Source organism: Aliiruegeria sabulilitoris, from assembly GCF_001558155.1.
GTDB classification, from domain to species: Bacteria; Pseudomonadota; Alphaproteobacteria; order Rhodobacterales; family Rhodobacteraceae; genus Tropicimonas; species Tropicimonas sabulilitoris.
In genome coordinates this window covers 101,272-125,750 of the sequence record NZ_LOAS01000021.1, presented here as the reverse complement: position 1 = coordinate 125,750, position 24,479 = coordinate 101,272, and the positions used below count along the sequence as shown (strand labels likewise).

Below are 24,479 nucleotides of genomic sequence, written 5' to 3'. Positions count from 1 at the left end.
ACTTCATTTGATTTGACCAATGTTGAAATTTCCGAAATTCATTCGATATGCGTATCAATTATGATTTCAGTGATCTCGAGGCCTTTCTGGCCGTGATGGAAACCGGCGCCTTTCATCTCGCGGCCGAGCGACTCGGTCTCTCGCAGCCGGCCATTTCACGGCGGGTTCAGAAGCTTGAATCCGCCCTGGACTCGATCCTGTTCGAACGCTCCACGCGGGCGGTCAGGCCGACGCTGGCGGCCAAGAGGCTGAAGGTCCGGGCCGAGGCCATCCTGAATGACGCGCAGGAAACGGCGCTGGCGATGCGGGATGAAAGCGTGGCCTTTGCCCACCAGCGCAACATGGTCGTTTCGGTGGCTACAATCCCGACGGTAGTGGCGGCGGTGCTCCCACAGGCGATCCGCCGTTTCCGGCAGTCGGGGTTCGCCGCCCGTATCCGCTTTCTCGACCTGACGGCCAATGACGTGGCGGAGGCCGTTTCCCAGGGGGATGCCGATTTCGGTATTTCATCGACGCCGGCACTTGAGCGTTCCATCGAGTTCGAACCGCTCTTCGACGACCGCATGATGCTGGTGCTGCCGCGCGATCATCCGCTGGTGCAACAGGAGAAGATCAAGTGGCCGCAACTGAAGGGTGAAGCGCTGATCCTTCCGACACGGGGAACGGGAAACCGTCTTCTGATCGACGAGGCAATGGCCCGGGAGAGACTGCAGCTCGGATGGACATTCGAGGTACATCGCTCGACCACGGCGATGGAACTGGTGGCTGGCGGCTCAGGCGTGGCACTGGTGCCGAATTCCGCGATCACCTGCGGATTCGCGCATGAGGTGATATCCCGTCCGATGGTGTCGCCAGAGATCGTGCGGCCCGTTGGGTTGATCAGCCGGGTTGGACACACCGACAGTCCGGTCGCTCATGGCCTCAAACAGGCAATTCGGGCCGGAAATCCGCGATCTTCAGGTAAAATTGCGGGCTGACAAGGCTGTTTTTCCGGGCGGGAGCGCCTTCCAGGCAGAAGTCGGAATCGAAGGTCGTCGTGGGATGTCATTGATCTGACGCAAGGAATACAGCAGCCTATCCGCTATATGCATGAAATGGAAAACGTCGGCAGAGGAGGACGGGCGGATGAGCATTGGCGAATTGTTCAAGGAGGAACCGGACGGTTGGGTTCTGCGGGGCGATCAGGTCTTGTGGCGTGAATTCGCAGTGACTTTTGCCGATACACCGCTCCCTGAAAGCACTGCCGAGCTTCAGCGGATGCTGGAAGCGGCCTTCTGGGACGCGACCGGAAACAGTCTTGCCTTCTGCACCGAGGTCCTGGTCGGGCGCTTGGCAAAAGAGGACGAGACGCGCGGCGGTGTGTCCTGCGCCATGTGGCGCTACAGGTTCTTCCCGCTCATCATCAAGCGGTTCGAAGAAGCGAAGAGCGCATCGGCTGCCTAGGAGTATCCCGGCAACCGACAGACGCTCGAAGCGGGGCAGGGTGTGGGGGCCTTGGCCCGCTTTTTTGCAATCCGTTCCCGCAACCGATGCTGATGACCTCTGTAAAGAGGCAACGGTTGGATATTCTGACGGGACGTGCTTCCATTCGGGGGCGCGCGCTTTGCGCGCGTGAACGATCCTGCGGATCGAGCCTCCGATGGAGGTATTTCAAAAAAGATGAATTGGATCACTGCCCAACTCATCATCTGTTCTAAAATATCCTGGGGGGAGCGCTCTCAAGAGCGCGGGGGGGCAACGCCCTCTTGGGTCGTCCTGTCGGCTCTCGGCGAACCGCATTCGAATTGCATAGAAGCCCCACAAAAAAGCCCCGCCAAACGTTCGGCGGGGCGTGCAGAGGATTTCGTTCAGCGAAAAGCGCGTGACTCAGTCGTTCAGATATGCCTGGAGCGTGGCTTCCGTACCGTTATCCCAAAGGGCTCTGAGCGCTTTTGCGAAGGCTTCCTGGAAGATCGGGGATTGGCCGACATCGCCGTAGATGTCACTCATTTGCAGCCAGGCGATTGGATTGTCACGGGCCACGCGGGATGTGTCCCGAAGGCGATCCCAGGAGGGATCGTTCGGGGGGATTTCCTCGTGATGCTCCCCTTCGCCGAAGCAATAACGACACCACAACGCGCTGGCGAGCGCGAGCCCATCGACACTGCGGCCGGCCTTCAGGCAGTCGGCGGCCGAGGGCACGATGAATTTCGGCTGGCGGTTGGAGCCGTCCAGGCAGAGGCGTGACAGCGTATCCTCGACGCGCGGGTTGGCGAAACGCTCTTCGATCAGTTTGAAATAGGCGGTGAGCGATGTGTCGGGCACGGGGGGGACGATCGGGATGACCTCGGTCGTCTCGACTTTCTCCAGGAAGCCGCGCACCAGCGGGTGGGCCATGGCGTCATGGGCATAGGTCAGGCCGAGCAACGCGCCGGGATAGGCGATCATGGCGTGTCCGCCGTTCAGAATGCGGATCTTCATATGCTCGTAGGGCGTCACGTCTGGCACGAATTGCACGCCGACCTCTTCGAGGGCGGGGCGTCCGTCGGTGAACTTGTCCTCCAGAACCCATTGCCGGAAGGGCTCACAGAAGACGGGGCGGGCATCCTCCAGCCCGAAGGCCTCGCGCAGGTGGTTGACGCGTGCCTCGGTCGTGGCAGGTGTGATGCGGTCGACCATGCCATTGGGGAAGGCGACGTTCTGGTCGATCCAGTCGGCCAGTGCCGCGTCCTGGCCCCGGGCGATGCCGAGCACGGCAGCGCGGGTTACCTCGCCGTTATGGGGAACGTTGTCGCAGGACATGACGGTGAACGGCACCATGCCGGCCTCCCGGCGCGCCCGAAGTCCTCCGACAATGGCGCCGAAGATGGTGCCCGGCTTGCCGGGATTGGCGATGTCGGCCTGGATCGTGGGGTGGTCGGGGTTGAAGCCACCAGTCTCGGCAGAAACGAAATAGCCGCCCTCGGTCACGGTCAGCGAGACGATGCGAATGGACGGGCTGGCCATCGCCTGCAGGATGCCGGCGTGGTTGGCGTCGACCGGAGCGAAATCGGTCATGGCGCCGATTACGCGTCCCTTGTCGCCGGAGGCATCCTGTTCGAGCACCGTGTAGAGGCAGTCCTGCGCCTTGAGGCCGTCGCGCATCTGCGCATCGGCGGGCATGACACCCGCGCCGAGAATGCCCCACTCATCGGCGCCGCCCTTGGCAAGCAGGTCGTCGATGTAGACCGCCTGGTGTGCGCGGTGAAAATTGCCGAGGCCGACATGAAGGATGCCTGGGGTCACTTTCGAGCGATCATAGGCGGGACGAGAGATCTCCGGGTGAAGGTCGTCGAGTGTTTCTTCGGAAAGTTTCATGGTCTCAGCTCATCCATTGGCCGCCATCGACATTATATGTCTGGGCGACGATGTAGTTTGCCTCCTCCGAGGCCAGGAAAACGGCCAGGCCGGCAAGCTCCTCCGGCTTGGCCATGCGACCGAAGGGAACGCCCGCTCCCGCGATATTCTTCTTGTCGCCTGGCGCGAGGCCTTCGGCGATGGCGACGGTGGCGCCTTCGCGGATATAGGTTTCCGCGAAGGCCTTGCCTATGCCGCGTGCCGATCCCGTGATCGGCGCGGCCTTTCCGTCCAGACGTCTCATCTGATCGCGAGTCCCTGCGCGTCGAACTTGTGGAGATGTTCGCCTTGCGGGGTGAGGAACACGGTTTCACCGCGGTGGAGGTCGACCTCGCCGCTTGCGCGGACGGTGAGGGGGTCCTTGGACCCTTCGACCTTCACGTGGAAGAACGTGTCGGAGCCGAGATGTTCGGAGACGCCGACCACGCCCTTCCAGGCGCCGCTCTCGCGGGAGATGTCGAGATGTTCCGGACGAATGCCGATGGTCTTGCAGCCATGTTCGGCCGCCGCAGCGTCGGTCAGGAAGTTCATCTTGGGCGAGCCGATGAAGCCGGCGACGAACTGGTTGCGTGGAGTGCGATAGAGCTCCAGCGGCGAGCCGACCTGCTCGATATTCCCGGCACGCAGCACGACGATCTTGTCGGCCATGGTCATGGCCTCGACCTGGTCATGGGTGACGTAGATCATCGTCGTGTCGAGTTGCTTGTGCAGCTCGGAGATCTCCAGCCGCATGTTGACCCTCAGCGCCGCGTCGAGGTTGGAGAGCGGCTCGTCAAACAGGAAGGCCGCCGGTTCGCGTACGATCGCCCGGCCGATGGCAACCCGCTGGCGCTGGCCGCCCGAGAGCTGGCCGGGACGCCGGTCGATATAGTCGGCCAGGTTGAGGATCTTGGCGGCATTGTCGACGCGCTTGTCGATTTCTGCCTGCTCCATCTTGGCCATCTTGAGCGGGAAGGCGATGTTCTTGCGCACGCTCATATGCGGGTAGAGCGCATAGGATTGGAAGACCATCGCCAGGCCGCGCTTGGCGGGTGGCACGTCGGTGGCGTCCTTGCCGTCGATGGCGATATGCCCCGAGGTCATGTCTTCCAGCCCGGCGATGAGCCGCAGCAGGGTGGACTTGCCGCAGCCCGAGGGGCCGACGAAGACCACGAACTCGCCGTCCTTGATCTCCAGGTCGAGCGGCGGGATGACATTGACGTCGCCGAAGGACTTGGTGACTTGATTGAGAGTGATTTGTCCCATTGCTCTTTCCTTACTTCACAGCGCCAAAGGTCAGACCGCTGACGAGTTGCTTCTGGCTGAACCAGCCAAGGACGAGGATCGGCGCGATTGCCATTGTCGATGCCGCGCTGAGCTTGGCGTAGAAAAGCCCTTCGGGGCTGGAGTAGCTGGCGATGAAGGCCGTGAGCGGCGCCGCCTTGGCGGCCGTCAGGTTGAGGGTCCAGAAGGCCTCGTTCCAAGCCAGGATGAAGTTCAGCAGCAGCGTCGAGGCGATGCCGGGAATGGCCATCGGCGTCAGGATGTGGACGATCTCTTCCTTGAGGCTCGCCCCGTCCATCCGCGCTGCTTCGAGGATCTCGCCGGGGATCTCCTTGAAGTAGGTGTAGAGCATCCAGACGATGATCGGCAGGTTCATGAGCATCAGCACGATGACCAGACCGGTGCGGCTGTCCAGCAGACCGAGTTTGATGAACAGCAGGTAGATCGGGTAGAGCACGCCGACCGCCGGGAGCATCTTGGTCGACAGCATCCACAACAGGATGTCCTTGGTCCGCTTGGAGGGCACGAAAGCCATGGACCAGGCGGCGGGCACCGCGATGAGGATGCCGAGGATCGTCGAACCGCCGGCGATGATGATCGAGTTCCAAAGGAAGCGCGAGTAGTTGGAGCGCTCCAGGACCACGCCGTAGTTTTCCAGCGTCCAGTCGAAGGCGAAGAAGACCGGCGGGTCCGAGATCGCCTGCGCCTCTGTCTTGAAGCTGGTCAGGATGGTCCAGAGGATGGGGAAGAAGATCAGCAGGGCAACGGTCCAGGCCGCGGCCGTGTTGATCGCCTTGCGTTGGGTATTGACTGCACGGGCCATGATTTACCTCACGCGTCCAGGTTCTTGCCGACAATGCGCATCAGGAAGATCGCAATGATATTGGCGAGAATGATTGCATAGACACCGCCTGCGGATCCGAGGCCCACATTCTGGCTCTCCAGCACGCGCTGGTAGATCAGGTAGGTGAGCGTGCGGGTGCCAAAGGCGCCGCCGGTGGTGACGAAGATCTCGGCGAAGATCGCCAGCAGGAAGATCGTCTGGATCAGGATGACGATGGTCACGGCGCGGCTGAGATGCGGGACCGTGATGAAGGCGAAACGCTGCAGCGGCTGGGCTCCATCCATCTCGGCGGCCTCGAGTTGCTCACGATCGAGCGACTGGATGGCTGTGAGCAGGATCAGGGTCGCGAAGGGCAGCCATTGCCAGGAAACGATCATGATGATCGAGCCCATGGAGACATCCGAGAGCCATTCGACAGGCGTTGCGCCGAAAGCCTTCCATAGATGCGCAAAGAGGCCGTTGACCGGATCCATGAACATGTTCTTCCAGACCAGCGCCGAAACGGTGGGCATGACGAAGAAGGGAGAGATCACGAGGATACGGACGATACCTTGTCCCCACATCGGCTGATTGAGCAGGATTGCCAGGAGCACGCCGAGGAACACGGTGATGAGGAGCACGCCGCCGACGATGACAAGCGTGGTGACCACGCTGGGCCAGAAGGCGGATGAAGTGACGAAACGCACGTAGTTCTCGAAGCCGACCCATCCAAGATCGCCGCCACGCAGGGGCAGGAATTTCTTGAACGAGAAATACAGGGTCATCGAGAGCGGTACGAGCATCCATCCCAGAAGCAGGATGACGGCCGGGGCCATCATGATGCGTGCAGCGGAGCGGGAATGCTGGGTTGCCATGAAGTCTCCTCCTCTGTGGACGGGCGGAGCCCGTCAGGATGGGATGGCGAGGGGAAAGGATCGGGGTGGATGTCCGGGGGGCACGGGGAAGGGAGATTGGCCCCCCGGACGGGGAGGAAAGCCTTAGTAGCCTGCGGCTTCCATTTCGTCGGCGGTCAACGCCTGCGCCTTCTCAAGCGCTTCCTCGGCGGTCTGCTGACCGGCGAGAGCAGCGGAGAATTCCTGACCCGCCATCGTTCCGATACCGGCGAATTCGGGGATCGCCACGAACTGGATACCGACATAAGGGACCGGCTGCACAGACGGGTTGGTCGGATCGGCCGCGTTGATGCTGTCCAGGGTCATCTTCGCGAAGGGGATCTTCTGGTATTCCGGGTTCTCATAGAGAGAGGTCCGGGTACCCGGCGGAACGTTGGCCCAGCCTTCGTTCTCGGCGACCAGAGCGAGATACTCCTTGGAGGTCGCCCACTGGATGAACTCCTTGGCTGCGTCGACCTTCTGTGTGCCGGCCGGGATGCCAAGCGCCCAGGCCCAGAGCCAGTTGGCGCGCTTGCCCTTGCCCGCGTCGGGCGCCAGGGCAAAGCCGACCTTGTCAGCAACGGTGGAGTCGTTGGGGTTGGTCACGAAGGAAGCCGCCACGGTGGCGTCGATCCACATGCCGCACTTGCCCTGTTGGAACAGCGACAGGTTCTCGTTGAAGCCGTTGGTCGAGGCGCCCGGAGGGCCGGCTTCGTCCATCAGGTCGAGATAGAATGTGAGCGCTTCGTTCCATTCCGGCGAGTCGAACTGGGGCTTCCAGTCCTCGTCGAACCAGCGGGCTCCGAACGAGTTGGCAACCGTGGTCAGGAACGCCATGTTCTCGCCCCAGCCGGCCTTGCCGCGCAGGCAGATGCCGTAGATCTCACCATCCTTGTCGGTCATCTTGCGAGCCGCTTCGGCGATGAATTCCCAGGTCGGGGCTTCGGGCATTTCCAGCCCGGCCTTTTCCATCAGGTCGGTGCGGTACATGACCATGGAGCTTTCGCCGTAGAACGGCGCGGCATAGAGCGTGCCGTCGACCGAAAGGCCGCCCCGCATGGCGGGAAGGATGTCATCGACATCATATTCTGCCGGCAGGTCGTCGAGCGCCACAAGCCAGCCTTGCTTGCCCCAGATCGGGGTCTCGTACATGCCGATGGTCATGATGTCGAACTGGCCGCCCTTGGCGGCGATGTCCTGCGTCACACGTTGGCGCAGCACGTTCTCCTCCAGGGTCACCCATTCGACTTCGTGGCCGGTCTTTTCGGTGAAATCGGCCGTCAGGCCCTGCATGCGGATCATGTCGCCGTTGTTCACGGTCGCGATGGTAATGGTTTCGGCGGTGGCTGCGGTGCACAGGGCGGCCGCGGCGCAAGCGCCGAGCAAGGTGGAAACCTTGATGTTCATGCTTCTCCTCCTAAGCATTTTGAGCATATGCTCATGTAGTGGGTATATGCTCACCTATGGGCGTGATTCTGTCAACTCCCGAGAATTAGATTTCTCAATTATCTTTAGGTATTACCTGTCCAGGAGTGCCTGCGCCGTCGGCTCATCTGTCACCAAGCCGTTGATTAGGTTTCCGGAAAGAGCCGCACGCAGGGCCGGAACCTTTTTCTCGCCAGCCGCCACGGCCACGACCGTATTCTCCTCGGGCGGCAGCACCCGGACGCCGGCGTTGCGAAGATTCGAGCCGAAATTCAGGTATCGCCCCGACTCGTCATAGATCCAGCCGACGATTTCCCCGGCCGCTCCGGCGTTCCGCATGGCTTCCAGTTCTACCTGGGTGATGAACCCGTCCAGCCGTATCGGGGCGGTGTCGTCAATCTGCCCGACGCCCACGAATGTCACGTTGGCGGAGCGGGCAAGTTCCATCGTCCGCCGCATCGGATCGAGCGCGTGGAACATGTCTCGTTCCCTTGGCGAACCCGCGAAAACCGGCAGGGGCATCGGGTAATGCGCAGCATGGACCCGGTCGGCAAGCCGCATGATCACGTCATAGAAGGAGGCCGAGCCGTCGGGAGAGATGTTGCCGATCAGCGAGACAAGCTGGTGGCGCTCGCATTGCATTGTCTTGATCTGCTCGACGGCAGCGCGAAGGGTCCGGCCCGTTCCGACCGCCATCACGATCGGTTCGGGCGAGGCCAGAACCCGCTCCATTTCCACCGCCGCAATGGGGGCGATGCTCTTCGTGGGATCGGTTCCTGCTCCAAGGCTCGGTGCAACGCGGACCACTTTGAGTCCGTACCTGCGCGTCAGGGCGGCCTCCATTGCCAGGCAGGAGGACAGGCCGTGCTCCAGACGGAAATGGATCAGACCCTCGGAGACCGCGCGGGAAACCAGCCGCTGTGCCCGCTGCCGGGACATTCCCAGCTCCCGTGCGATCTGGTCCTGGGTCTTGCCTCCCACGTAGTAAAGCCACGCCGCGCGCGCCGCCTCGTCGAGCGGTGTTGCGTCCGGGTCGGTCTGTTTGGGGAGGTTCATGGATCAGGTGCCGGTCTTCTGGAGGGTAGGGACAGGGTGATAGAAATCCTCGAAGGATGCAAATCTGCGGTGTGGCCGGGGAATGTCGGGTCCATCGAAAGACGTTCCCTGCATATGGCTGCCGCCGGTAAATTGCCAGACGGACATGTTGGCGGCGAGCCCGGAGCGGACACCGTTGAGGCTGTCCTCTATGACGAGGCAACGTTCCGGGACCACCTGCATTTTCGCAGCGGCATGAAGGAACAGGTCCGGCGCGGGCTTGCCGAACTCGACCTCGGAGGCGGTCCAGACCCGGTCCTCGAAAAGCGCGGACATGTCGACGATTTCCAGCGCCCGTTTCACGCGCGGGGGGCTGGAGCTGGTGGCGACGCAGAAGGGGATGGAGAGGGATTCGATCACTGCGCGCACGCCTGGCATCTCGACCAGTTCTGCGTCGAAGGCTGCGAGCAGGCGGGTGCGGTAATCGGCTTCGAACTCGGGAGGCAATTCGAGCCCGAATTCCTTGCGGATCTGAGATATCACCACCGGGTAGCTGCGACCAAGGAAATGCCGGGCCACATAGTCCAGATCGATATTCACGCCCCATTCCGCCAGTTCGGCCACGAGCATTCGGGCAGAAATCAGCTCGCTGTCGATCAGAACTCCGTCGCAGTCGAAGATGACAAGATCGAATTCCGGCATTGCCGTCCCTCCCCAGAGCGCGTCCCCGAGGCGCAGAGCCCCGGGAGCGTACTCAACGTCCGCGCGTGGCGAAGGTCAATGGGCGCGCCGCCGCTTTTTGCCTGGGCGACAGTCCGCGGGCGGTCAGGCGCTGTAGTTCAGCGAGGCTTCGAGCAGGTGCTTGGTGTATTCGTGCCGGGGGGTCATGGCGCGCATGGTCTCGATATCCATCACCTCGACCATCTCGCCATCCTTCATCACGGCCACTTCCTCGCACATATGCCCGACCACCGAGAGGTCATGCGAGACCATGACGAAGGTCAGCTTGTGCTCGGCACGCAGGTCGTTCAGCAGGTTCAGGATCTCGGCCTGCACCGAGACGTCGAGCGCGGAGGTCGGCTCGTCCAGCAACAGGATCTTGGGCTCGGGTGCGAGCGCGCGGGCAATGGCGACGCGCTGGCGCTGGCCGCCCGAGAGCTGGTGCGGGTAGCGGAAGCGGAAGGACGGCCCGAGGCCGACATCGTCCAGCAGGCCGCGAACGCGGGCATCGATATCCTTGAACCCGTGCAGTTGCAGCGTCTCCGACAGCACCTGGTCCACCGAATGGCGCGGGTGGAGCGAGGCATACGGGTCCTGAAAAACCATCTGCACGAGCTTGTAGAACTCACGTCCGCGCTTGTGCTGCACATGGCGGCCATCGACCTCGATCTCGCCCGACCATGTCGGGATGAGGCCGGTCACGGCCCGCAGGATGGTGGACTTGCCAGAGCCGGATTCGCCCACGATGCCGAAGCTCGCGCCGGCATTGACGTAAAAGGTCGCGCGCTTCACGGCGTCAACCTGATCGCGTCCCACACCAAACCAGACGTCGAGATTTCTGACGGATAATGCCTTCATTTCAATCCACTCACGCTCGGTTGATGGCGCCAGTCCGGGTCTCGCACCAGCGCTTCGAGCCGGTCCTTCGGGGCATCCAGGCGCGGCAGCGAGTTCAGCAGGCCGCGGGTATAGGGGTGGGTCGCTTCGTGCAGACGGTCGGCCTGGCAGACCTCTACGATGCGGCCGGCATACATGATGAGCACCCGGTCGCAGAAATCGGCGACGAGGTTCAGGTCGTGGCTGATGAAGATCAGCCCCATGCCACGATCCTGCACCAGCTTGTCCATGATGCGCAGCACCTGCCCCTGTACCGAGACGTCGAGCGCCGAGGTTGGCTCGTCCGCGATCAGGATCTTGGGGTTGGGGATCATCATCATCGCGATCATGATCCGCTGCCCCATGCCGCCCGACATCTCGTGCGGATAGGCGCGCAGCACCCGTTCCGCATCGCGGATCGAGACCGCTTCCAGCATCTCGATGGCGCGGGCCTTGGCCTCGCGGCGGTTGGTCTTGTTGTGGAGCTGATAGGCTTCCATGATCTGGTCGCCCACGGTCATCACCGGGTTCAGCGAAAATTTGGGATCCTGCATGACCATGGAGATCTGGGAGCCGCGCACGTCGCGCATCTCCTTCTCACTCATCTGCATGAGGTTCGTCCCTTCTAGGTCGATCCGTTCCGCGTCCACCTGACCGGGCGGGCGTATCAGGCGGAGGATGGCGCGGCCGGTCATGGATTTTCCGGAACCGGATTCGCCCACGATACCCAGCCGCTCCCGTCCGAGCGAGAAGGAGACGCCCCGCACGGCCTCGAACATGCCCGAGCTGGTCGGAAAACGGACCCAGAGGTCTTCGACGTCGAGCAGGTTCATGACTTTTCGTCCTTCGGGTCGAGCACGTCGCGCAGGCCATCGCCCAGCAGGTTGAAGGCGAGCGAGACGGTGAAGATGGCCAGCCCCGGCACGGTGGCGACCCACCAGTGATCGAGGATGAAACGGCGCCCTTCGGAGATCATCGCGCCCCATTCGGGCGAGGGCGGCTGTGCGCCAAGCCCGAGGAAGCCGAGGCCCGCCGCGGTCAGGATGATCCCGGCCATGTCGAGCGTCACCCGGATGATCAGCGAGGAGATGCAGAGCGGCCAGATGTGCCGGGTGATGATCCGTATCGGCCCGGCGCCTTGCAGCTTGATCGCCGAGATGAAGTCCGAGGAGCGGATCGTCAGTGTCTCGGCGCGGGCGAGGCGCGCATAGGGTGGCCAGGCGGTGAGCGAGATGGCGAGCACCGCGTTCTCGATCCCGGCGCCGAGGGCTGCCACGAAGGCCAGAGCCAGAACCAGCTTGGGGAAGGCAAGGAAGATATCGGTGATCCGCATCAGGATCACGTCCGTCCAGCCGCCCGCATAGCCGGCAATGGTGCCCACCAGCAGCCCGGCCACCGGCGCGATCATTGCAACCAGCGTCACGATATAGAGCGTGATCCGAGAGCCGTAGATCAGCCGGCTGAGAATGTCGCGCCCAAGCGAATCCGTGCCAAAGACATGGCCCTCGGACCAGATAGGCAGCAGCCGGTTCGACAACTCCTGGTAATACGGGTCATGCGGTGCCAGCCAGGGCGCGAAGGCCGCGACGAAGAGCAGGCCGATCAGGATGGCAAAGCCGAACATCGCCATGTGGTTCGACCGCAGCCGCAGCCACCCCTTGTAGAAGGAGGCGAATTTCGCATGCCGCCGCGAGGTGGGCGTGTCGGTCAGGAGCCAGTCGCGCAGGGACTGGCTCTCGGGTGTGGGGGTGGTGTCGGTCATCGCGCCCTCGGGTCGAGGACCTTGTAGAGAAGGTCGCAGAAGATGTTCAGGAGGATGAAGATCAGGCCCACAACGACCGTGCCGCCCAGAACCGCGTTCATGTCGGCCGAGAGCAGGGCGGTGGTGATATAGGAGCCGATCCCCGGCCAGGAGAAGATGATCTCGGTCAGCACCGAGCCTTCGAGAAGGTTGGCATAGCTGAGCGCGATCACCGTGATGAGCTGCACGCGGATATTGCGGAAACAGTGGCGCCAGATCACGGCGCGTTCGGACATGCCCTTGACCCGTGCGGTGATGATATATTCCGCCGAGAGCTGTTCGAGCATGAAGCTCCGCGTCATCCGGCTGATATAGGCGAGGCTGTAATAGCCCAGCAGCGAGGCGGGCAGGATCAGGTGGCTGAAGGCGTCCTTGAAGACGGTCCAGTTGCCGTCGAGCGCGCTGTCGATCAGGATCATGCCGGTGACCACCGGCACCATGTCCTCGTAGAAGATGCTCACGCGGCCCGGTCCACCGACCCAGCCGAGAATGCCATAGAAGACCAGCAGGCCCATCAGGCCGAGCCAGAAGATCGGCATCGAATAGCCCACCAGGGCGACCACGCGGGCGACCTGGTCGATCCAGGAGCCGCGGCGCACCGCGGCCATGACGCCCAGCGGCACGCCGAAGAAGATGCCGAAAATCGTGCCGAGCGTGGCCAGTTCGAACGTGGCGGGGAAGACGCGCTTGATGTCTTCGGAGACAGGGTGGGCCGTCAGCAGCGAGTTGCCAAAATCGCCATGCAGCACGTCCCACAGATAGTAGCCGAACTGCACCAGCAGCGGCTTGTCGAGACCCATTGCCTCGAAGGCGGCGTCATAGGTCTCCTGCGAGGCCCGCTCGCCAACCACGGCAAGGACTGGGTCGATCGGCATCACACGGCCGATGATGAATGTGACGAAGAGCAGCCCCAACATGGTGACTGCCACCGATCCGAGCGTCGACAAGGTCGTGTTCGCCCAGCGGGGAAGGGCCGGTGCGGCCCGCCCCTTCCCGTTTTTCTCGGCCATTGCCATGTTACTTCGTGACCGGCCAGTAAGAGACGGCGGTAATGGCGCCGCCGAGGTTCAGGTTTGCGACGCTCTCGGCGCGACCCGTCTGTTCGATCTTCTGGAACATGATCGCGAAGGGCGAGGTTTCCTGAAACTTGGCCTGGATCTCGTGATACATCTCCGCGCGCTTGTCCCGGTCGCCCTCGACCACCGCGGCCGCGGTCATCTCGGTCAGGCCATCGGTATCCCAGGCGTTCCGCCAGGCCAGAAGGCCGGTGGCACCTGCCTCGTCCGAATTGTCCGGGTTGTAGGCGAAAGTGCCGGCATTGGTGTGCGGGTCCGGGTAATCCGGGCCCCAGGCGCCGAGATAGACGTCCAGTTCACGCGCACGGTAGCGCGCCAGGATCTGCTTGGCGGTGCCGACGGTGATGTTCATCTTGATGCCGGCGGCTGCCAGCGAGTTTTGTAGCGACTGGGCGATCTCGATCCGCTCCTGCGCCTCGCGCACGCCAACCTCGATTTCCAGACCTTCGGGCACGCCGGCGGCTGCCAGCATTTCCTTGGCCTTCTCGGGATCGAAGGTGAAGGGGTTGTTGTCCACGGCGCCCAGATAGGTGCGCGGCAGGAAGTTCTGGTGGATCGTGTACTGGCCGTTCAGGAAGCTGCCTTCCATGCCCTTGTAGTCGATCAGGTATTTGAACGCCTGGCGGACCTCCGGCTTGGAAAGTTCGGGATGCTTCTGGTTGAGCGAAACATACATAAGGCGACCGCGCAGCTCGTTGTCGATGGCGACACCCTCGACATCCATGATGCCCTTGACGTCCTCGGGGTTGAGGTTGCGGGCCACGTCGATATCGCCACGCTCCAGCATCAGGCGCTGGGTGGCGCTTTCCTGAACGTGACGCACAACGACGCGTTCCATCGCCGGGGCGCCGAGATAGAAATCGGGGTTGGAGACCAGCGTGACGGCCTCGTTGGCCTTCCAGCTTTGCAGCTTGTAGGCGCCGGAGCCTGCCGAGTTGGTCTTGAGCCATTCGTTGCCCATGTCGCCGTCAACTTCGTTTTCCATGACGGTCTTCATGTCGACGATGCCGCCGATGGTCGACGTCAGGCAGTTCAGCACGAAGGAAGTGGCGTATTTCTTGTCCGTGGTGATCGTCAGGGTGTTGCCGTCGGCGACGATCGTCTCCGCGACGTTTTCCGGCGTGAAGCCGAACTGGGTGAGGATAAAGGCCGGGGTCTTGTTCAGGATCACCGCGCGGCGCAGCGAGTATTCGGCATCGGCTGCCGTGACCGGGTTGCCGGAATGGAAGGTCACGCCCTCACGCATCGTAAAGGTGATCGACTTGCCGTCCTCGGAGACTTCCCAGCTCTCGGCCAGATCCGGCTGGTAGCCGGCATCAAGGTCCATCGGGTCGAAATTGACGAGCTTGCCATAGACGTTGCGGATCACGTCGGAACCGGCGAATTCAAAGCTTTCGGCCGGGTCGAGCGTGGTGATGTCGTCAATCCGGTTGGCGATGACCAGCATGTTCGGCGGCGTTTCCGCGAAAGCTGTCAGCGCTGTGGTGCCGAGCGCTACGCTCAGCGCCGCCGTGGTCAGTATACGGCTAAATGATTTCATTGTGTTACCTCTTCTGTCGGACTTTGTTGTCGTCGGATCTTTTCGGCCCGGGTTCATGAAGACCATGTGGCCTCCAACACCCGGATCCAGTTCTTGTTGCAGAGCTTGTCGATCAATTCGGGCCCGTAGCCGTTTTCGGCCATGGCCTGCCTCAGATTCGGGAGCCCTGCACAATCTCCGATCTCTTCCGGAACAGTCGCCCCGTCGAAATCGGACCCGAATCCCACCCGGTCTTCGCCGAGCTTCTCGATCAGATGGTCCAGATGTCTCAGCATCTGGGCAATCGGTGTTTCGGCAACCTGCCTTCCATCCTCGCGCAGGAAGGCTACCGCGAAATTCAACCCTACCATACCGTTGCTGTCCCGTATCGCTTTCAGTTGAGCATCGGTGAGATTGCGGCTTATGGGCGTGATGGCATGGGCGTTGGAATGGGTGGCGACCAGTGGCGCGGTCGAATGGCGCGCGGCATCCCAGAAGCCGGCTTCGTTGAGATGTGACAGGTCGAACAGGATGCCAAGTTCGTTGCAGCGCGCCAACAGTCGCAGCCCGTGATCGCTCAGCCCCGGCCCGGTATCGCCAGTGGAGGGAAAGCGGAACGGCACGCCGTGGCCGTAGATATTGGGGCGGCTCCAGACCGGGCCGAGCGAGCGCAGCCCGGCGGCATAGAGTACGTCCAGAGTGTGGAAGTCCGGGTCGATCGCCTCGGCGCCCTCCATGTGCATCACGGCCGCAACCTTGCCGGAGGCCAATGCGCCGCGGATGTCGTCGGCGGTGTGGCAGATCTTCAGCGCACCGGTTTCTTCCAGTTTCAGCAGGGTCGCCACCTGCGACAGCGCCACCGGCAGGGCGTCTTCCCAGGCGATCGGGTCGGGCAGTGGCAGGTCGTAGCGCTCCGCCTGCATCGCCTCGACCCTTTCGGAGCGATCCAAGGGGGAGGGGACGAAAACCGCGAAGAAGCCGCCGCCGAAGCCGCCCCGTTTTGCCTTGGGCAGGTCTAGATGCCCTTCGCGCCCTTGCGCGAACAGGGGCGCCGCGGAGGGGCCGCCCTTGCGATAAAGGTTGAGCAGCAGGTCGTTATGGCCGTCGAAAACGGGGGGCATCTCCGGGTGTGTCATCTGCGCATCTCCAGCCGTCAGGGCTTTCCGCGGAGGTTAACGGAAGAATCGTCATTGCCGAGAGGAAAGTCTATGAGCATTACTCATAGTTCCATGATGGATGAGCGCGAGGTTTTCGCATGGCGCGCAAGGCGTGGCACAGCTTGCCTGAATACGAGGCATTTCGGGCACTTATGGAAACCGGCACCACGACCGCCGCCGCGGCGCGACTCGGCCTGTCGCAATCTGCCATCTCCAGGTCCATCGCGCATCTCGAAGGACGGCAGGGTAGCACGCTGTTCGAACGCAACGGCGGACGGCTGCGCCCGACGGATGAAGCCATGCGTCTCAACCGACGGCTCGACCCGCTTTTCGAAGCGTTGAACCGGATCGACGGACCGTCAGAGCCGTTCAAGGAAACCCTGCGCCTGATCGCCCCGCCGAGCTATGCGCATCGCTATCTCGTCTCGTTGATCGCGAGTTTCCTGCAAGCCAACCCGGCCTTCTATGTCAGCCTGGAGGTTGCGCCTGCCGACGATGTCATACGCGGGGTGCTGGAGGACAATTTCGATCTCGGTATGACGGGGGTGGAGCTTTCGCGCGCGGGTGTCCGGCTGGACATTTTCCGCCGCTCCCCGGCTGTCTGCGCGATGCCGAAGGGGCACCCGCTCTCCGAGCGGCAGAGCGTCGGGCTGCTGGATCTGGATGGCCAGCGTCTGATCACGCTGTCGCATCGCCACGCCCGTCGCGGCCAGATGGATCGTATCCTTCTGGAGGCCGGCTCTCAGCCCTTGCTCGTGGCCGAGGTTGCCACGTCCTTTGCCGCCGCCGATCTTGCGCGCGAAGGGTTGGGCCTCGCGGTGGTCAACCCTTTCCCGGTGGCGATCTACGAGACCGGCGGTCTTGAATTCCGCCGGTTTGAATCGCCCATCTCCTACCGAACCTATTTCGTCCAGGCCGAACATCGTCCGCTTCCCCGCATCGCGCGTGCCTTCATGCGGCATGCGCGGCTCTTTACCCCCGCAGACGGGTTTTCCACCTGAGTTTCGGGCGATGTGGTGATCGTGGTTCTGTCTTCTGCCCCTCAGATGCGCCGATGGCCATGAATGAGGGAGGTGACTTCGGAGAGGTTCCTCCGCAACCATGATCCTGAGCCTGTTGAGCGCGGTCCCCGCACCGGGCGACGAGGAGGGACGGCCACCGCCGCAGGGCAAGCCAGCAGGAATGCAGCGTGCGCAACGGACATCTGGCCAATATCGCCGGTGTGTTCATGCCAGGCACGCGTTGCTGCGCAAATTCGCGGGCAAGAAAAAACGGAGGCGATCAAAGCTGAGCGTTGCGTCTAGGTTTACCCGCTTTGCGAACGAATGCGGCACTGGAGCCAGATGGCGCTGATCATCATCCTCATGCTCTCCGGTTGCGGCATGAACGAGGTTCGTCTTCCCGGCGATGGGGCCTTCGTCGTCACCCATGTCTACCTTATGACGCTGGGCCATGGCTTCCGGGCACATGTCTGTCCGATGATCGACGGCTACGAGGATATCGACCTGGCGCCTGAGCAGGAGACCTATCTGGAGACGAACAAAGGGACAAGTGTATACATCAGGACGTCCAGCCAGCCGAATAGAGAGGCCCCCTTGCCGGGGGAGGGTCGGCTTGCGGGGAGAAGACTCTGTTCGGGCGGCCTTAAGATAGCTTGCGCAGCGACATTGCATAACTGGATCCGGTCGCGGAAACGCCCCGCCTGTGGGAAGGCGGGGCGTTTTGCATTCAGGTCCAGCGGACCAGCCCCGTTGTCATCGAGGCTGGAAGATGCCGGACTTCAATTGCCGATCTTCGCTTCGAGGCAGACCGGGACAAAACCGGCCGGAGCGGCGCTGTCGACCACGGATTTGCACAACAGGATGTCGCCCGTGCGTCCATCGACGATCCAGAGGCCGTCTTGGGTCGTGAAGCCCTCAAAGGCGATTGCCGGGGAGCGCTGGCCCTTTCCGGCGCCACGCGACTGATCTTGGCCGCCCTTCTGGCCCTGTCCCTTGCCCTGGCGTTGCATGCCCGGTTGGTGACCATATCCGCCGCCTTGCATCTGCGCCTGGTCGCGTCCCTTGCCCTGGCCCTGGCCACGCCCTTGTCCCTGGCCTTGGCCCTGACCGTTACCCTGGCCTTGACCGTTGCCGCGTCCCATGCCCTGGCCTTGGCCACTACCCTGGCCCTGACCGTTGCCACGGCCCATGCCCTGGCCATTGCCTTGTCCCTGTCCACGATTGGCGAAATCGCGATCCGAGACGACGCCATCACTGTCACGGTCCATGATCTGCAGCCAGGTCCGCGAGGCGGCCTCAAACTCTTCGACCGAGACGGAGGCGTCATTGTCACGATCGGTTGCTTCGAAGGTCAGGGCTTGCTCGGCACGTCCCGTGCCATTGCCACGACCACCGGGGCGCTGCATGGAGCCGGCGCGGGCCTCGTCCAGAAGTTTGTACTCCTCGGCCGAGAGCTGCCCGTCCTCGTTCTCGTCGAAGGCGGAGAAGACATCGTTGCGCCGTTCGAGAAGTTCTTCAAGGGTGACGGTCCCATCTTCATTTGCGTCCCAGTTCGACAGGAAATTTGCACCGGGGACGAAATCCGGATCCGCCTGCTGCGCCGAAAGCGGCGCAACGAGCAGGGCGGAGGCTGCGATGGCGGAGAATGCCGTGACGGAGATCAGGGTCGGTTTCATCGGGGTGATCCTCTTGGGTTCCTGTTTGCCTTGTCTTTTCATACGCAGCGCGCGTCAGTATCCGTCGCGGCGAAATGCAATTTCCGGGATATTTCTTTCTGCCTGCCAAAAAACAAAAAAGGCGCACGGTTTCCCGCGCGCCTTGCGAGCTGACAGGACAGGGCTGGTCAGTTCATGTTGGGCCCATGCGTGGAGAGGTGGGAAACGAGCGGCGCGCCCTCGGGGTTGGCGAGGATGCGCTCGATGGCTTGTGCATTGCCACCCTCTTCGCGCAGGGAAACGATCTGCACCAGTTGGCTGGTGCTGTAGAGGCCGGGTTCGACCCCGGCGGTACGGGCCAGTTGCGTCTGGCTTGCAAGCGCGGGCATCGCCAAGATGGCGACGATACCGGCAAGAACGGTTGTCCTTTTCATCTTCGTGCCTTTCTGATCCAAAAAATCGGCGCCGCCCCGGTTGGGGAGTTGGGACGGCGCCCAGGGGAGAACTGACCCTCAGATGGGCGTTCTGCGGGGGAAAAACACCTTTCGAAATTCGAGCGGAACTGTTCATATACGCACAACACAATGGCGAGAAACGGGTGTGAGTGGAATGACGGTTGAGGCATGGGACGAAATCCGGACATCTTTTCACGTGGCCAAGATGGGAACGGTTTCCGGGGCCGCCGAGGTACTGGGCGTTCACCACGCGACGGTGATCCGCCATGTCGATGCGCTGGAGGCGCGGCTTGGCACGAAGCTGTTTCAACGCCATGCGCGCGGTTACACCCCAACAGAGGCAGGGATGGATCTGTTGCAGGTGGCGGCTGCCACCGAAGATCAGTTCACGCAGCTTGTCGGCCGGATCCGTGGGCGCGGCGCGGATGTGTCGGGCGAGCTGATCGTGACCTCCATTCCCGTGCTATCGCCCCGCCTGACGCCGCTTCTGGTCGAGTTTTCCGAAGCGCACCCGGAAATCCGGATTCGCTTTCTGACCGATCAAAGGCTGTTCAAGCTGGAATATGGCGAGGCGCATGTGGCGATCCGGGCCGGAACGAAGCCGGATCAGCCGGACAATATCGTCCAGCATCTGGCCGACGAGGAAATGGCACTCTACGCGACTCGCGATTACGTTGAACGCCACGGCCCGTTGGTGGAAGGCGACTGGGAGGGGCATCGTTTCGTTTCGACCGATGACGTCAACAGCCGCGTGCCCTTCTATCGCTGGATGTTCGAAAATGTCCCCAACGATCTGATCACCTTTCGCGCTTCGCAACAGCGTGCGGTCAATGATGGCATTCTGGCCGGCGCCGGGATCGGTTTCATCCTTGTGCGGGATGCGGAGACCAATCCCGACCTCGTGCAAATGCTGCCGCCCAAGGCCGAGTGGAACAGCCGTTTGTGGCTGGTGACGCATGTGGATCTGCACCGCACGGCGAAGGTGCAGACGATGGTGAAGTTCCTGAAGGACAGGGTCCGCAGCGAGACGCCCGCATGAGTCGGGTGCGCGTGCCGGGGCAGGCCCGGCGCGGGCATATCGCGATGCTCGTCTTCTCCGCCCTTGTCGCGGGCTCGTTCAGCCTCGGCGGCCTGGTCGCCAACGAGATTGCGCCCACCGCGCTCAATGCCGCCCGTTTCGTCATCGCGGCCGCCGTGATCGGCGCCGTGGTCATGGCCCGCGGGCAGATGCAGCGCACCGCCTTTGTCGCGCCCTGGCGATACCTGGTCCTGGGCGGGCTTTTTGCCATCTATTTCGTGACCATGTTCGAGGGGCTGAAGACGGCCCCGCCCGTTTCGGCAGCGGCGGTTTTCACCCTGACACCGCTTATGGCGGCCGGGTTCGGCTGGCTCCTGCAGCGGCAGGTTCTGACGCCGCGCATGGCGCTGGCGCTCGGCATCGGCGCGTTCGGAGCGCTGTGGGTGATTTTCCGGGCAGACTTCGCCGCGATGCGCGCTTTCGAGATCGGCCGGGGCGAGTCGATCTTCTTCTGGGGCTGCGTCGCCCATGCCGCCTATGCGCCGATGGTGCCGCGCCTCAACCGGGGCGAGAGCCCGGTCGTCTTCACCTTCGGAACGCTGGTGGCGGCGGCGCTTGTCATCATTGTCTATGGTGCCGGGGACATTCTGGCGACCGACTGGAGCGCGCTGTCGCCGCTCGTGTGGGTCACCCTGTTTTATATCGCGATCCCGGCCTCCTCGGTGACCTTCGTCCTTGTGCAGTTCGCGGCGCTGCGCCTGCCGGCCTCCAAGGTGATGGCCTACACCTATCTCGTTCCGAGCTGGGTCATCTGCTGGGAGATTGCGTTCGGCCAACCCGTGCCCCCGGCGCTGGTTCTGATTGGCATCGCCATGACCGTGCTCGCGCTCCTATTGCTGCTGAAATCCGAGTGACGCGCCACTTTATGGGCTGTCTTCGTGCAATTCCTGCTCCAGGAAGCGCTCGAACGCGTCGAGATTGATCGCCTCGAACTGCCCGAAGCCCTGCATCCAGATCGAGGCATCGCGCAGCGCGTCCGGTTCCAGCTTGCACCATTTCACCCGCCCACGCTTTTCCTGGCTGATCAGACCGGCGCGGGTGAGGATCACAAGGTGCTTGGAGATCGCGGCCAGCGACATCTCGAACGGCTCGGCAACGTCGGTCACGGCCATGTCGTCTTCCAGCAGCATCGTCAGGATCTGGCGGCGCGTCGGGTCCGAGAGGGCGGCAAAGACGGTGTCGAGCGTGGGCTGCATGGGGGCGAGCCTACGCTGTGTCAGGGGCGAGGAAAAGGGGCACGCAAGCGCAGGAAACGGGTCGCCTTTGGCGGTGCTACATGGCAGGGGAGGGGCCGGAGGTTCGCATGGCACCAAAAGACTGGCTCTGGGTTCTGCTGCTCGGCTTCGGCTGGGGCGCGTCGTTCATTTTCAACGCGGTTCTGCTGCGCGAGATAGGGCCGCTCTCGGTCTCCTTTCTGCGCATCGCGCTTGGCGCGGTGACCTGCTGGGCCTGGGTGTTCGCAACCGGCAAGAAGGTCCCCTGGAAGCCCGTTCTGGCCGGCCAGATCCTGATCCTGGGGGTGAGCAATTATGCCATCCCCTTCGCGATCTATCCTGTCGCCCAGCAATTCGTGACAAGCGGCGTGGCCGGGATCGTCAATGCGATGATGCCGATCATGGTCGTGATCGTCTCGCATTTCTGGCCCGGCGGCGAACGCGCGACCCTGCTGCGCAGCTTCGGGATCCTCTTCGGCTTTGCCGGCATCGTCGTGCTGACGCTGCCGGCGCTCGCCTCGGGCGCGGGCTCGCAGGCCTGGGCGATCCTGTTCATGCTGCTCGCGCCGATCTGCTACGCGGTGGCCATGAATTTCCTGCGCCGGTTCCGCGGCATTGAGCCGGCGGTGATTGCCGCCATGGCGCTGACGGCCGGTGCGCTCGCCATTGCCCCGGTGATGCTGGCCGTCGAGGGCCTCCCGGTGATCGTCACGCCCGAGGGCTGGGCGTCGCTGCTCGGGATCGGCGTGGCGCTCACGGGGCTGTCCTTCATCGCCATGTATGCGCTTGTCGGCCGGGTCGGAGCCACGAACGCCTCCACTGTCACCTTCATCGCGCCGGTGTCGGCGGTGCTGCTGGGACGGTTGTTGCTCGGCGATCCGGTTGAACCGGCACATCTTTTCGGGATGGGACTGATTTTCTGCGGCTTGCTTGTAATCGATGGACGACTTTTTCGTCGCTAGGCGTTAAACATTAACGAATTTTAAAAAGTATTCGAAAATTGGTTACCGACATGAAAATCATGAGAAATACCTCCCAGCAATTGGTTCTGGAAAGCACGCCGTGGATTCTGGCCATAGTTGCCAGCGTCTTCATGCTGGCCTTCGTGGCCGCCGGCCTGCGCATGGTCTTTGCAGGCAATATGACGGGGCTCTTCATTTCGCTGTTCGGGGGCGGGCTCGGTGTTGCCTGCCTCGTGATCTATGTCGAACGGCTTCAGGTCATCCTGGATCGGGACAGCGAAACTGTCCATGTGCGCCGGCGCACCCTGACCAATCACGAGGAAGACCGTTTGCACCTTGGCGACCTGCTCGGCGCCGTGGTCGAAAGCTCTTACAGCAAGAGCGGCGGAACGACCTGGCGCCCGGTGCTCATGTTGCGCGGATTGGCCGGGCCCGTTCCCTGTCCCATCACCGAGATCTTCACCGGCGACGACATGGCTCGGCTTGCCGCCGATGCCATCAATGACTGGCTGGGGATCGAACGGAGCGACATTTCCGGGTTGACGGGCTGAGTCCCCGCCTGCGGGTTGGGTGACAGTGCCGCACCCCCGGCTGCCGCGATGACAGCGCGACCGGACAGGCGCACAATTGGCGCATGAAAACCAGCCGCAACACCCCGCAACAGCTTGTTCTGGACTATGTTCCATGGCTTTGGGCCGTGGCGCTTGGTCTCTTTACGCTCGTCTTCGTCGCCATCGGCTTGTCCATTCTCCTGGGCGGGGAGCTTTTCGGACTTCTGTTCATTTTCATCGGTGGCGGGGTGGGACTGATCTGCCTCGCCGTCTTTGTCGAGCGTCTGCAGGTGGTGCTGAACCGCGATACGAACCTGCTGCGCATTCGCCGCCGAACGTTGCTTGGCTACCGCGAGGACACCTGGCAACTGGACCGGTTGGAACGCGCCGTCGTCCAGTCCAACTCAGGCGGCCAGAACAACTCCCGGACGTACCGTCCGGCGCTGATGCTCGTGCCCGAACAGGGCGGCCCCGCCGAAGCGACGCCGCTCACGCATGTCTACAGTTCCGGGCGCGGGGCCGACCGCGCGGTTCGGGCGATCAATGATTGGCTGGAAGCCCGCTAGGGCCCGTATCAACCCTTGTCCGGCAAGGCAGGCAAGCTTCTCAGGAACAGGATAATCGCGGTGAGATCGTCTTCGCTCGTGCCGGCAAGGTAGCCATAGGGCATCGGCGGCAGCATCGGCGATCCGTCGGGGCGCACACCCTTGGTGATTATCTGGACCAGTTCCGCATCCGTGTAGCCCGACAATCCGTCCTCGTGCGAGGTGATGTTGCTGGCAACCGAAATGCCCCAAGGTCCCTTGAACTCGAACCCGCCCCGGCCGAGATCGGTCTCCAGCATCGGTCCTTGCGGTCCGAACGGCGTGTGACATTCCAGACAATGGGCGACGGGACCGGCAAGATAGGCGCCATATTCAACGCTTACGCCACGCGGGATATCGGCCACGCTCTCGACCGGTGGGCCATAGGCCGGTGGCAGCGGAATATTGTAGACCGAGCTGCCGGGGTCGTTTTCGACGGCAGGAACCGTGCGCAGGAAGGCGACGATCGCGGCGAGGTCGCCGTCCGACAGGCCGCGATACATCGCATAGGGCATGGGTGGGCCGATCAGGCTGCCATCGGGGCGGATGCCCTCGCGAATGGCGCGGGCAAGCTCCTCGTCCGACCAGTCGGCAATGCGACCTGCCGGGGTGATATTCGGGGCGATCGCGGTAAAGGCTTCATTTTTCTCGACCAGCCGCCCGGCCAACTCCTGCCCCGGGACCGGGCCGTCTGGGCCAAGAGGCGTATGGCAATTGCCACAGCCGGCGATGCCGCGCACAAGGTATTCCCCACGTTCCTCGGGTGTTTCGGCAAGGGCGAGGGTGGCCCAGGCAATCGAGAGCACTCCGGCATTCAAAAGCGTCTTCATGGCAATCTCCAGGAAAAAGGGCTGAATTGAGTAACGTAGGGTAACACAGGGCCGATCAGCGCCAAAGACACCTTGTGGTTGCCGAAATCGGCGTCAGTTCAACCGACAGATCACGGCGAAATCGCAGGAAACGGGTCGCGCCATGTGCCGCCGGGGCCTAGGGTCGAGGCAGGCAACAGAACAGGT

Annotated in this window: 25 protein-coding genes and 1 pseudogene; 8 read left to right on the top strand and 18 right to left on the bottom strand. The window is 62.7% G+C overall.

Going from position 1 to position 24,479, the window contains the following annotated elements; genetic code table 11:
- Nucleotides 1-47 precede the first annotated feature (47 nt).
- Both AX756_RS17110 and AX756_RS17105 read left to right on the top strand, forming a co-directional pair.
- The gene (locus tag AX756_RS17110; protein WP_068314344.1) at nt 48-977 is read left to right on the top strand and encodes a LysR family transcriptional regulator; all 930 of its coding nucleotides are present in this window, start codon (nt 48-50) and stop codon (nt 975-977) included.
- Nucleotides 978-1,125: 148 nt separating this feature from the next.
- Nucleotides 1,126-1,443: a hypothetical protein gene (locus tag AX756_RS17105; RefSeq protein ID WP_068314340.1), complete on the top strand. Its 318-nt coding sequence runs from the start codon at nt 1,126-1,128 to the stop codon at nt 1,441-1,443.
- Between the two features lie 423 nt (nt 1,444-1,866).
- Here the strand turns inward: AX756_RS17105 and AX756_RS17100 are convergent, their stop codons facing one another.
- The 14 genes and pseudogenes from AX756_RS17100 to AX756_RS17035 form a co-directional block, all read right to left on the bottom strand.
- The gene (locus tag AX756_RS17100; protein WP_068314337.1) at nt 1,867-3,336 is read right to left on the bottom strand and encodes a mannitol dehydrogenase family protein; all 1,470 of its coding nucleotides are present in this window, start codon (nt 3,334-3,336) and stop codon (nt 1,867-1,869) included.
- A 4-nt stretch (nt 3,337-3,340) separates the two neighbouring features.
- Nucleotides 3,341-3,529: pseudogene (locus AX756_RS26415) on the bottom strand (SDR family oxidoreductase); the annotation flags it as partial.
- An 86-nt stretch (nt 3,530-3,615) separates the two neighbouring features.
- Nucleotides 3,616-4,620 carry an ABC transporter ATP-binding protein gene (locus AX756_RS17090; RefSeq protein ID WP_068314331.1) on the bottom strand — a complete coding sequence of 335 codons (1,005 nt, stop codon included), beginning with the start codon at nt 4,618-4,620 and terminating at the stop codon, nt 3,616-3,618.
- A gap of 10 nt (nt 4,621-4,630) precedes the next feature.
- Nucleotides 4,631-5,461: a carbohydrate ABC transporter permease gene (locus AX756_RS17085; protein ID WP_068314327.1), complete on the bottom strand. Its 831-nt coding sequence runs from the start codon at nt 5,459-5,461 to the stop codon at nt 4,631-4,633.
- A gap of 8 nt (nt 5,462-5,469) precedes the next feature.
- Nucleotides 5,470-6,336, bottom strand: a complete 867-nt coding sequence (locus tag AX756_RS17080; RefSeq protein WP_068314324.1) for a carbohydrate ABC transporter permease — start codon at nt 6,334-6,336, stop codon at nt 5,470-5,472.
- A 123-nt stretch (nt 6,337-6,459) separates the two neighbouring features.
- Nucleotides 6,460-7,761 carry an ABC transporter substrate-binding protein gene (locus AX756_RS17075; RefSeq protein WP_068314321.1) on the bottom strand — a complete coding sequence of 434 codons (1,302 nt, stop codon included), beginning with the start codon at nt 7,759-7,761 and terminating at the stop codon, nt 6,460-6,462.
- A 111-nt stretch (nt 7,762-7,872) separates the two neighbouring features.
- Nucleotides 7,873-8,835, bottom strand: coding sequence for a sugar-binding transcriptional regulator (locus tag AX756_RS17070; protein ID WP_068314318.1), 963 nt, complete (start codon nt 8,833-8,835; stop codon nt 7,873-7,875).
- Between the two features lie 3 nt (nt 8,836-8,838).
- Nucleotides 8,839-9,516: an HAD family hydrolase gene (locus AX756_RS17065; protein WP_068314317.1), complete on the bottom strand. Its 678-nt coding sequence runs from the start codon at nt 9,514-9,516 to the stop codon at nt 8,839-8,841.
- Between the two features lie 123 nt (nt 9,517-9,639).
- Nucleotides 9,640-10,392, bottom strand: coding sequence for an ABC transporter ATP-binding protein (locus AX756_RS17060; protein ID WP_068314314.1), 753 nt, complete (start codon nt 10,390-10,392; stop codon nt 9,640-9,642).
- Nucleotides 10,389-11,243, bottom strand: coding sequence for an ABC transporter ATP-binding protein (locus AX756_RS17055; RefSeq protein ID WP_068314311.1), 855 nt, complete (start codon nt 11,241-11,243; stop codon nt 10,389-10,391). The genes AX756_RS17060 and AX756_RS17055 overlap by 4 nt, the downstream gene beginning before the upstream one ends.
- The gene (locus AX756_RS17050; RefSeq protein ID WP_068314308.1) at nt 11,240-12,172 is read right to left on the bottom strand and encodes an ABC transporter permease; all 933 of its coding nucleotides are present in this window, start codon (nt 12,170-12,172) and stop codon (nt 11,240-11,242) included. Before AX756_RS17050 ends, AX756_RS17055 begins: the two co-directional genes overlap by 4 nt.
- A complete protein-coding gene (locus AX756_RS17045) occupies nt 12,169-13,227 on the bottom strand; it encodes an ABC transporter permease (RefSeq protein WP_068314306.1) in 1,059 nt (352 codons plus the stop codon). Before AX756_RS17045 ends, AX756_RS17050 begins: the two co-directional genes overlap by 4 nt.
- Nucleotide 13,228: 1 nt before the next feature.
- Complete coding sequence (locus AX756_RS17040) at nt 13,229-14,827, bottom strand: ABC transporter substrate-binding protein (RefSeq protein ID WP_068314304.1); 1,599 nt, start codon at nt 14,825-14,827, stop codon at nt 13,229-13,231.
- 53 nt (nt 14,828-14,880) lie between these two features.
- Nucleotides 14,881-15,942 (bottom strand): dipeptidase, encoded by a 1,062-nt coding sequence (locus tag AX756_RS17035; protein WP_068314301.1) that lies wholly within the window; start codon nt 15,940-15,942, stop codon nt 14,881-14,883.
- 119 nt (nt 15,943-16,061) lie between these two features.
- Between AX756_RS17035 and AX756_RS17030 the strand changes: the two genes are divergently transcribed.
- On the top strand, nt 16,062-16,964 hold the full coding sequence (locus AX756_RS17030; protein ID WP_068314298.1) for a LysR family transcriptional regulator: 903 nt from the start codon (nt 16,062-16,064) through the stop codon (nt 16,962-16,964).
- Nucleotides 16,965-17,743: 779 nt separating this feature from the next.
- On the opposite strand, the gene AX756_RS17020 is transcribed toward AX756_RS17030, so the two are convergent.
- Nucleotides 17,744-18,640 carry an EF-hand domain-containing protein gene (locus AX756_RS17020; protein ID WP_068314292.1) on the bottom strand — a complete coding sequence of 299 codons (897 nt, stop codon included), beginning with the start codon at nt 18,638-18,640 and terminating at the stop codon, nt 17,744-17,746.
- Between the two features lie 167 nt (nt 18,641-18,807).
- On the bottom strand, nt 18,808-19,053 hold the full coding sequence (locus tag AX756_RS17015; RefSeq protein WP_068314290.1) for a hypothetical protein: 246 nt from the start codon (nt 19,051-19,053) through the stop codon (nt 18,808-18,810).
- A gap of 175 nt (nt 19,054-19,228) precedes the next feature.
- Here AX756_RS17015 and AX756_RS17010 point away from each other — a divergent pair, with 175 nt between their 5' ends.
- A complete protein-coding gene (locus AX756_RS17010; RefSeq protein ID WP_068314287.1) occupies nt 19,229-20,113 on the top strand; it encodes a LysR family transcriptional regulator in 885 nt (294 codons plus the stop codon).
- The gene (locus AX756_RS17005) at nt 20,110-21,006 is read left to right on the top strand and encodes a DMT family transporter (RefSeq protein WP_068314284.1); all 897 of its coding nucleotides are present in this window, start codon (nt 20,110-20,112) and stop codon (nt 21,004-21,006) included. The genes AX756_RS17010 and AX756_RS17005 overlap by 4 nt, the downstream gene beginning before the upstream one ends.
- Nucleotides 21,007-21,015: 9 nt before the next feature.
- On the opposite strand, the gene AX756_RS17000 is transcribed toward AX756_RS17005, so the two are convergent.
- Nucleotides 21,016-21,348, bottom strand: a complete 333-nt coding sequence (locus AX756_RS17000; RefSeq protein ID WP_068314281.1) for an ArsR/SmtB family transcription factor — start codon at nt 21,346-21,348, stop codon at nt 21,016-21,018.
- 107 nt (nt 21,349-21,455) lie between these two features.
- Here AX756_RS17000 and AX756_RS16995 point away from each other — a divergent pair, with 107 nt between their 5' ends.
- The 3 genes from AX756_RS16995 to AX756_RS16985 all read left to right on the top strand — a co-directional run bounded on the left by AX756_RS16995 (nt 21,456) and on the right by AX756_RS16985 (nt 23,445).
- Nucleotides 21,456-22,328 carry a DMT family transporter gene (locus AX756_RS16995; RefSeq protein ID WP_068314390.1) on the top strand — a complete coding sequence of 291 codons (873 nt, stop codon included), beginning with the start codon at nt 21,456-21,458 and terminating at the stop codon, nt 22,326-22,328.
- 50 nt (nt 22,329-22,378) lie between these two features.
- Nucleotides 22,379-22,879, top strand: coding sequence for a hypothetical protein (locus AX756_RS16990; protein WP_068314278.1), 501 nt, complete (start codon nt 22,379-22,381; stop codon nt 22,877-22,879).
- A gap of 83 nt (nt 22,880-22,962) precedes the next feature.
- Entirely contained in the window at nt 22,963-23,445 is a 483-nt protein-coding gene (locus tag AX756_RS16985) for a hypothetical protein (protein ID WP_068314274.1), read from the top strand.
- A gap of 8 nt (nt 23,446-23,453) precedes the next feature.
- On the opposite strand, the gene AX756_RS16980 is transcribed toward AX756_RS16985, so the two are convergent.
- Nucleotides 23,454-24,293: a c-type cytochrome gene (locus tag AX756_RS16980; RefSeq protein ID WP_068314271.1), complete on the bottom strand. Its 840-nt coding sequence runs from the start codon at nt 24,291-24,293 to the stop codon at nt 23,454-23,456.
- Nucleotides 24,294-24,479 lie beyond the last annotated feature (186 nt).

What these genes read in the sequence shown, in the direction of transcription:
- AX756_RS17055 (WP_068314311.1), bottom strand. Translation starts at nt 11,243, where the DNA reads ATGAACCTGCTCGACGTCGAAGACCTCTGGGTCCGTTTTCCGACCAGC.
- AX756_RS17015 (WP_068314290.1), bottom strand. Translation starts at nt 19,053, where the DNA reads ATGAAAAGGACAACCGTTCTTGCCGGTATCGTCGCCATCTTGGCGATG.
- AX756_RS17110 (WP_068314344.1), top strand. Translation starts at nt 48, where the DNA reads ATGCGTATCAATTATGATTTCAGTGATCTCGAGGCCTTTCTGGCCGTG.
- AX756_RS17010 (WP_068314287.1), top strand. Translation starts at nt 19,229, where the DNA reads ATGACGGTTGAGGCATGGGACGAAATCCGGACATCTTTTCACGTGGCC.
- AX756_RS17035 (WP_068314301.1), bottom strand. Translation starts at nt 15,942, where the DNA reads ATGACACACCCGGAGATGCCCCCCGTTTTCGACGGCCATAACGACCTG.
- AX756_RS17005 (WP_068314284.1), top strand. Translation starts at nt 20,110, where the DNA reads ATGAGTCGGGTGCGCGTGCCGGGGCAGGCCCGGCGCGGGCATATCGCG.
- AX756_RS17100 (WP_068314337.1), bottom strand. Translation starts at nt 3,336, where the DNA reads ATGAAACTTTCCGAAGAAACACTCGACGACCTTCACCCGGAGATCTCT.
- AX756_RS16985 (WP_068314274.1), top strand. Translation starts at nt 22,963, where the DNA reads ATGAAAACCAGCCGCAACACCCCGCAACAGCTTGTTCTGGACTATGTT.
- AX756_RS17065 (WP_068314317.1), bottom strand. Translation starts at nt 9,516, where the DNA reads ATGCCGGAATTCGATCTTGTCATCTTCGACTGCGACGGAGTTCTGATC.
- AX756_RS17000 (WP_068314281.1), bottom strand. Translation starts at nt 21,348, where the DNA reads ATGCAGCCCACGCTCGACACCGTCTTTGCCGCCCTCTCGGACCCGACG.
- AX756_RS17070 (WP_068314318.1), bottom strand. Translation starts at nt 8,835, where the DNA reads ATGAACCTCCCCAAACAGACCGACCCGGACGCAACACCGCTCGACGAG.
- AX756_RS17105 (WP_068314340.1), top strand. Translation starts at nt 1,126, where the DNA reads ATGAGCATTGGCGAATTGTTCAAGGAGGAACCGGACGGTTGGGTTCTG.
- AX756_RS17030 (WP_068314298.1), top strand. Translation starts at nt 16,062, where the DNA reads ATGGCGCGCAAGGCGTGGCACAGCTTGCCTGAATACGAGGCATTTCGG.
- AX756_RS17090 (WP_068314331.1), bottom strand. Translation starts at nt 4,620, where the DNA reads ATGGGACAAATCACTCTCAATCAAGTCACCAAGTCCTTCGGCGACGTC.
- AX756_RS17045 (WP_068314306.1), bottom strand. Translation starts at nt 13,227, where the DNA reads ATGGCAATGGCCGAGAAAAACGGGAAGGGGCGGGCCGCACCGGCCCTT.
- AX756_RS17050 (WP_068314308.1), bottom strand. Translation starts at nt 12,172, where the DNA reads ATGACCGACACCACCCCCACACCCGAGAGCCAGTCCCTGCGCGACTGG.
- AX756_RS17040 (WP_068314304.1), bottom strand. Translation starts at nt 14,827, where the DNA reads ATGAAATCATTTAGCCGTATACTGACCACGGCGGCGCTGAGCGTAGCG.
- AX756_RS17075 (WP_068314321.1), bottom strand. Translation starts at nt 7,761, where the DNA reads ATGAACATCAAGGTTTCCACCTTGCTCGGCGCTTGCGCCGCGGCCGCC.
- AX756_RS16990 (WP_068314278.1), top strand. Translation starts at nt 22,379, where the DNA reads ATGAAAATCATGAGAAATACCTCCCAGCAATTGGTTCTGGAAAGCACG.
- AX756_RS16980 (WP_068314271.1), bottom strand. Translation starts at nt 24,293, where the DNA reads ATGAAGACGCTTTTGAATGCCGGAGTGCTCTCGATTGCCTGGGCCACC.
- AX756_RS17080 (WP_068314324.1), bottom strand. Translation starts at nt 6,336, where the DNA reads ATGGCAACCCAGCATTCCCGCTCCGCTGCACGCATCATGATGGCCCCG.
- AX756_RS17085 (WP_068314327.1), bottom strand. Translation starts at nt 5,461, where the DNA reads ATGGCCCGTGCAGTCAATACCCAACGCAAGGCGATCAACACGGCCGCG.
- AX756_RS17060 (WP_068314314.1), bottom strand. Translation starts at nt 10,392, where the DNA reads ATGAAGGCATTATCCGTCAGAAATCTCGACGTCTGGTTTGGTGTGGGA.
- AX756_RS17020 (WP_068314292.1), bottom strand. Translation starts at nt 18,640, where the DNA reads ATGAAACCGACCCTGATCTCCGTCACGGCATTCTCCGCCATCGCAGCC.
- AX756_RS16995 (WP_068314390.1), top strand. Translation starts at nt 21,456, where the DNA reads ATGGCACCAAAAGACTGGCTCTGGGTTCTGCTGCTCGGCTTCGGCTGG.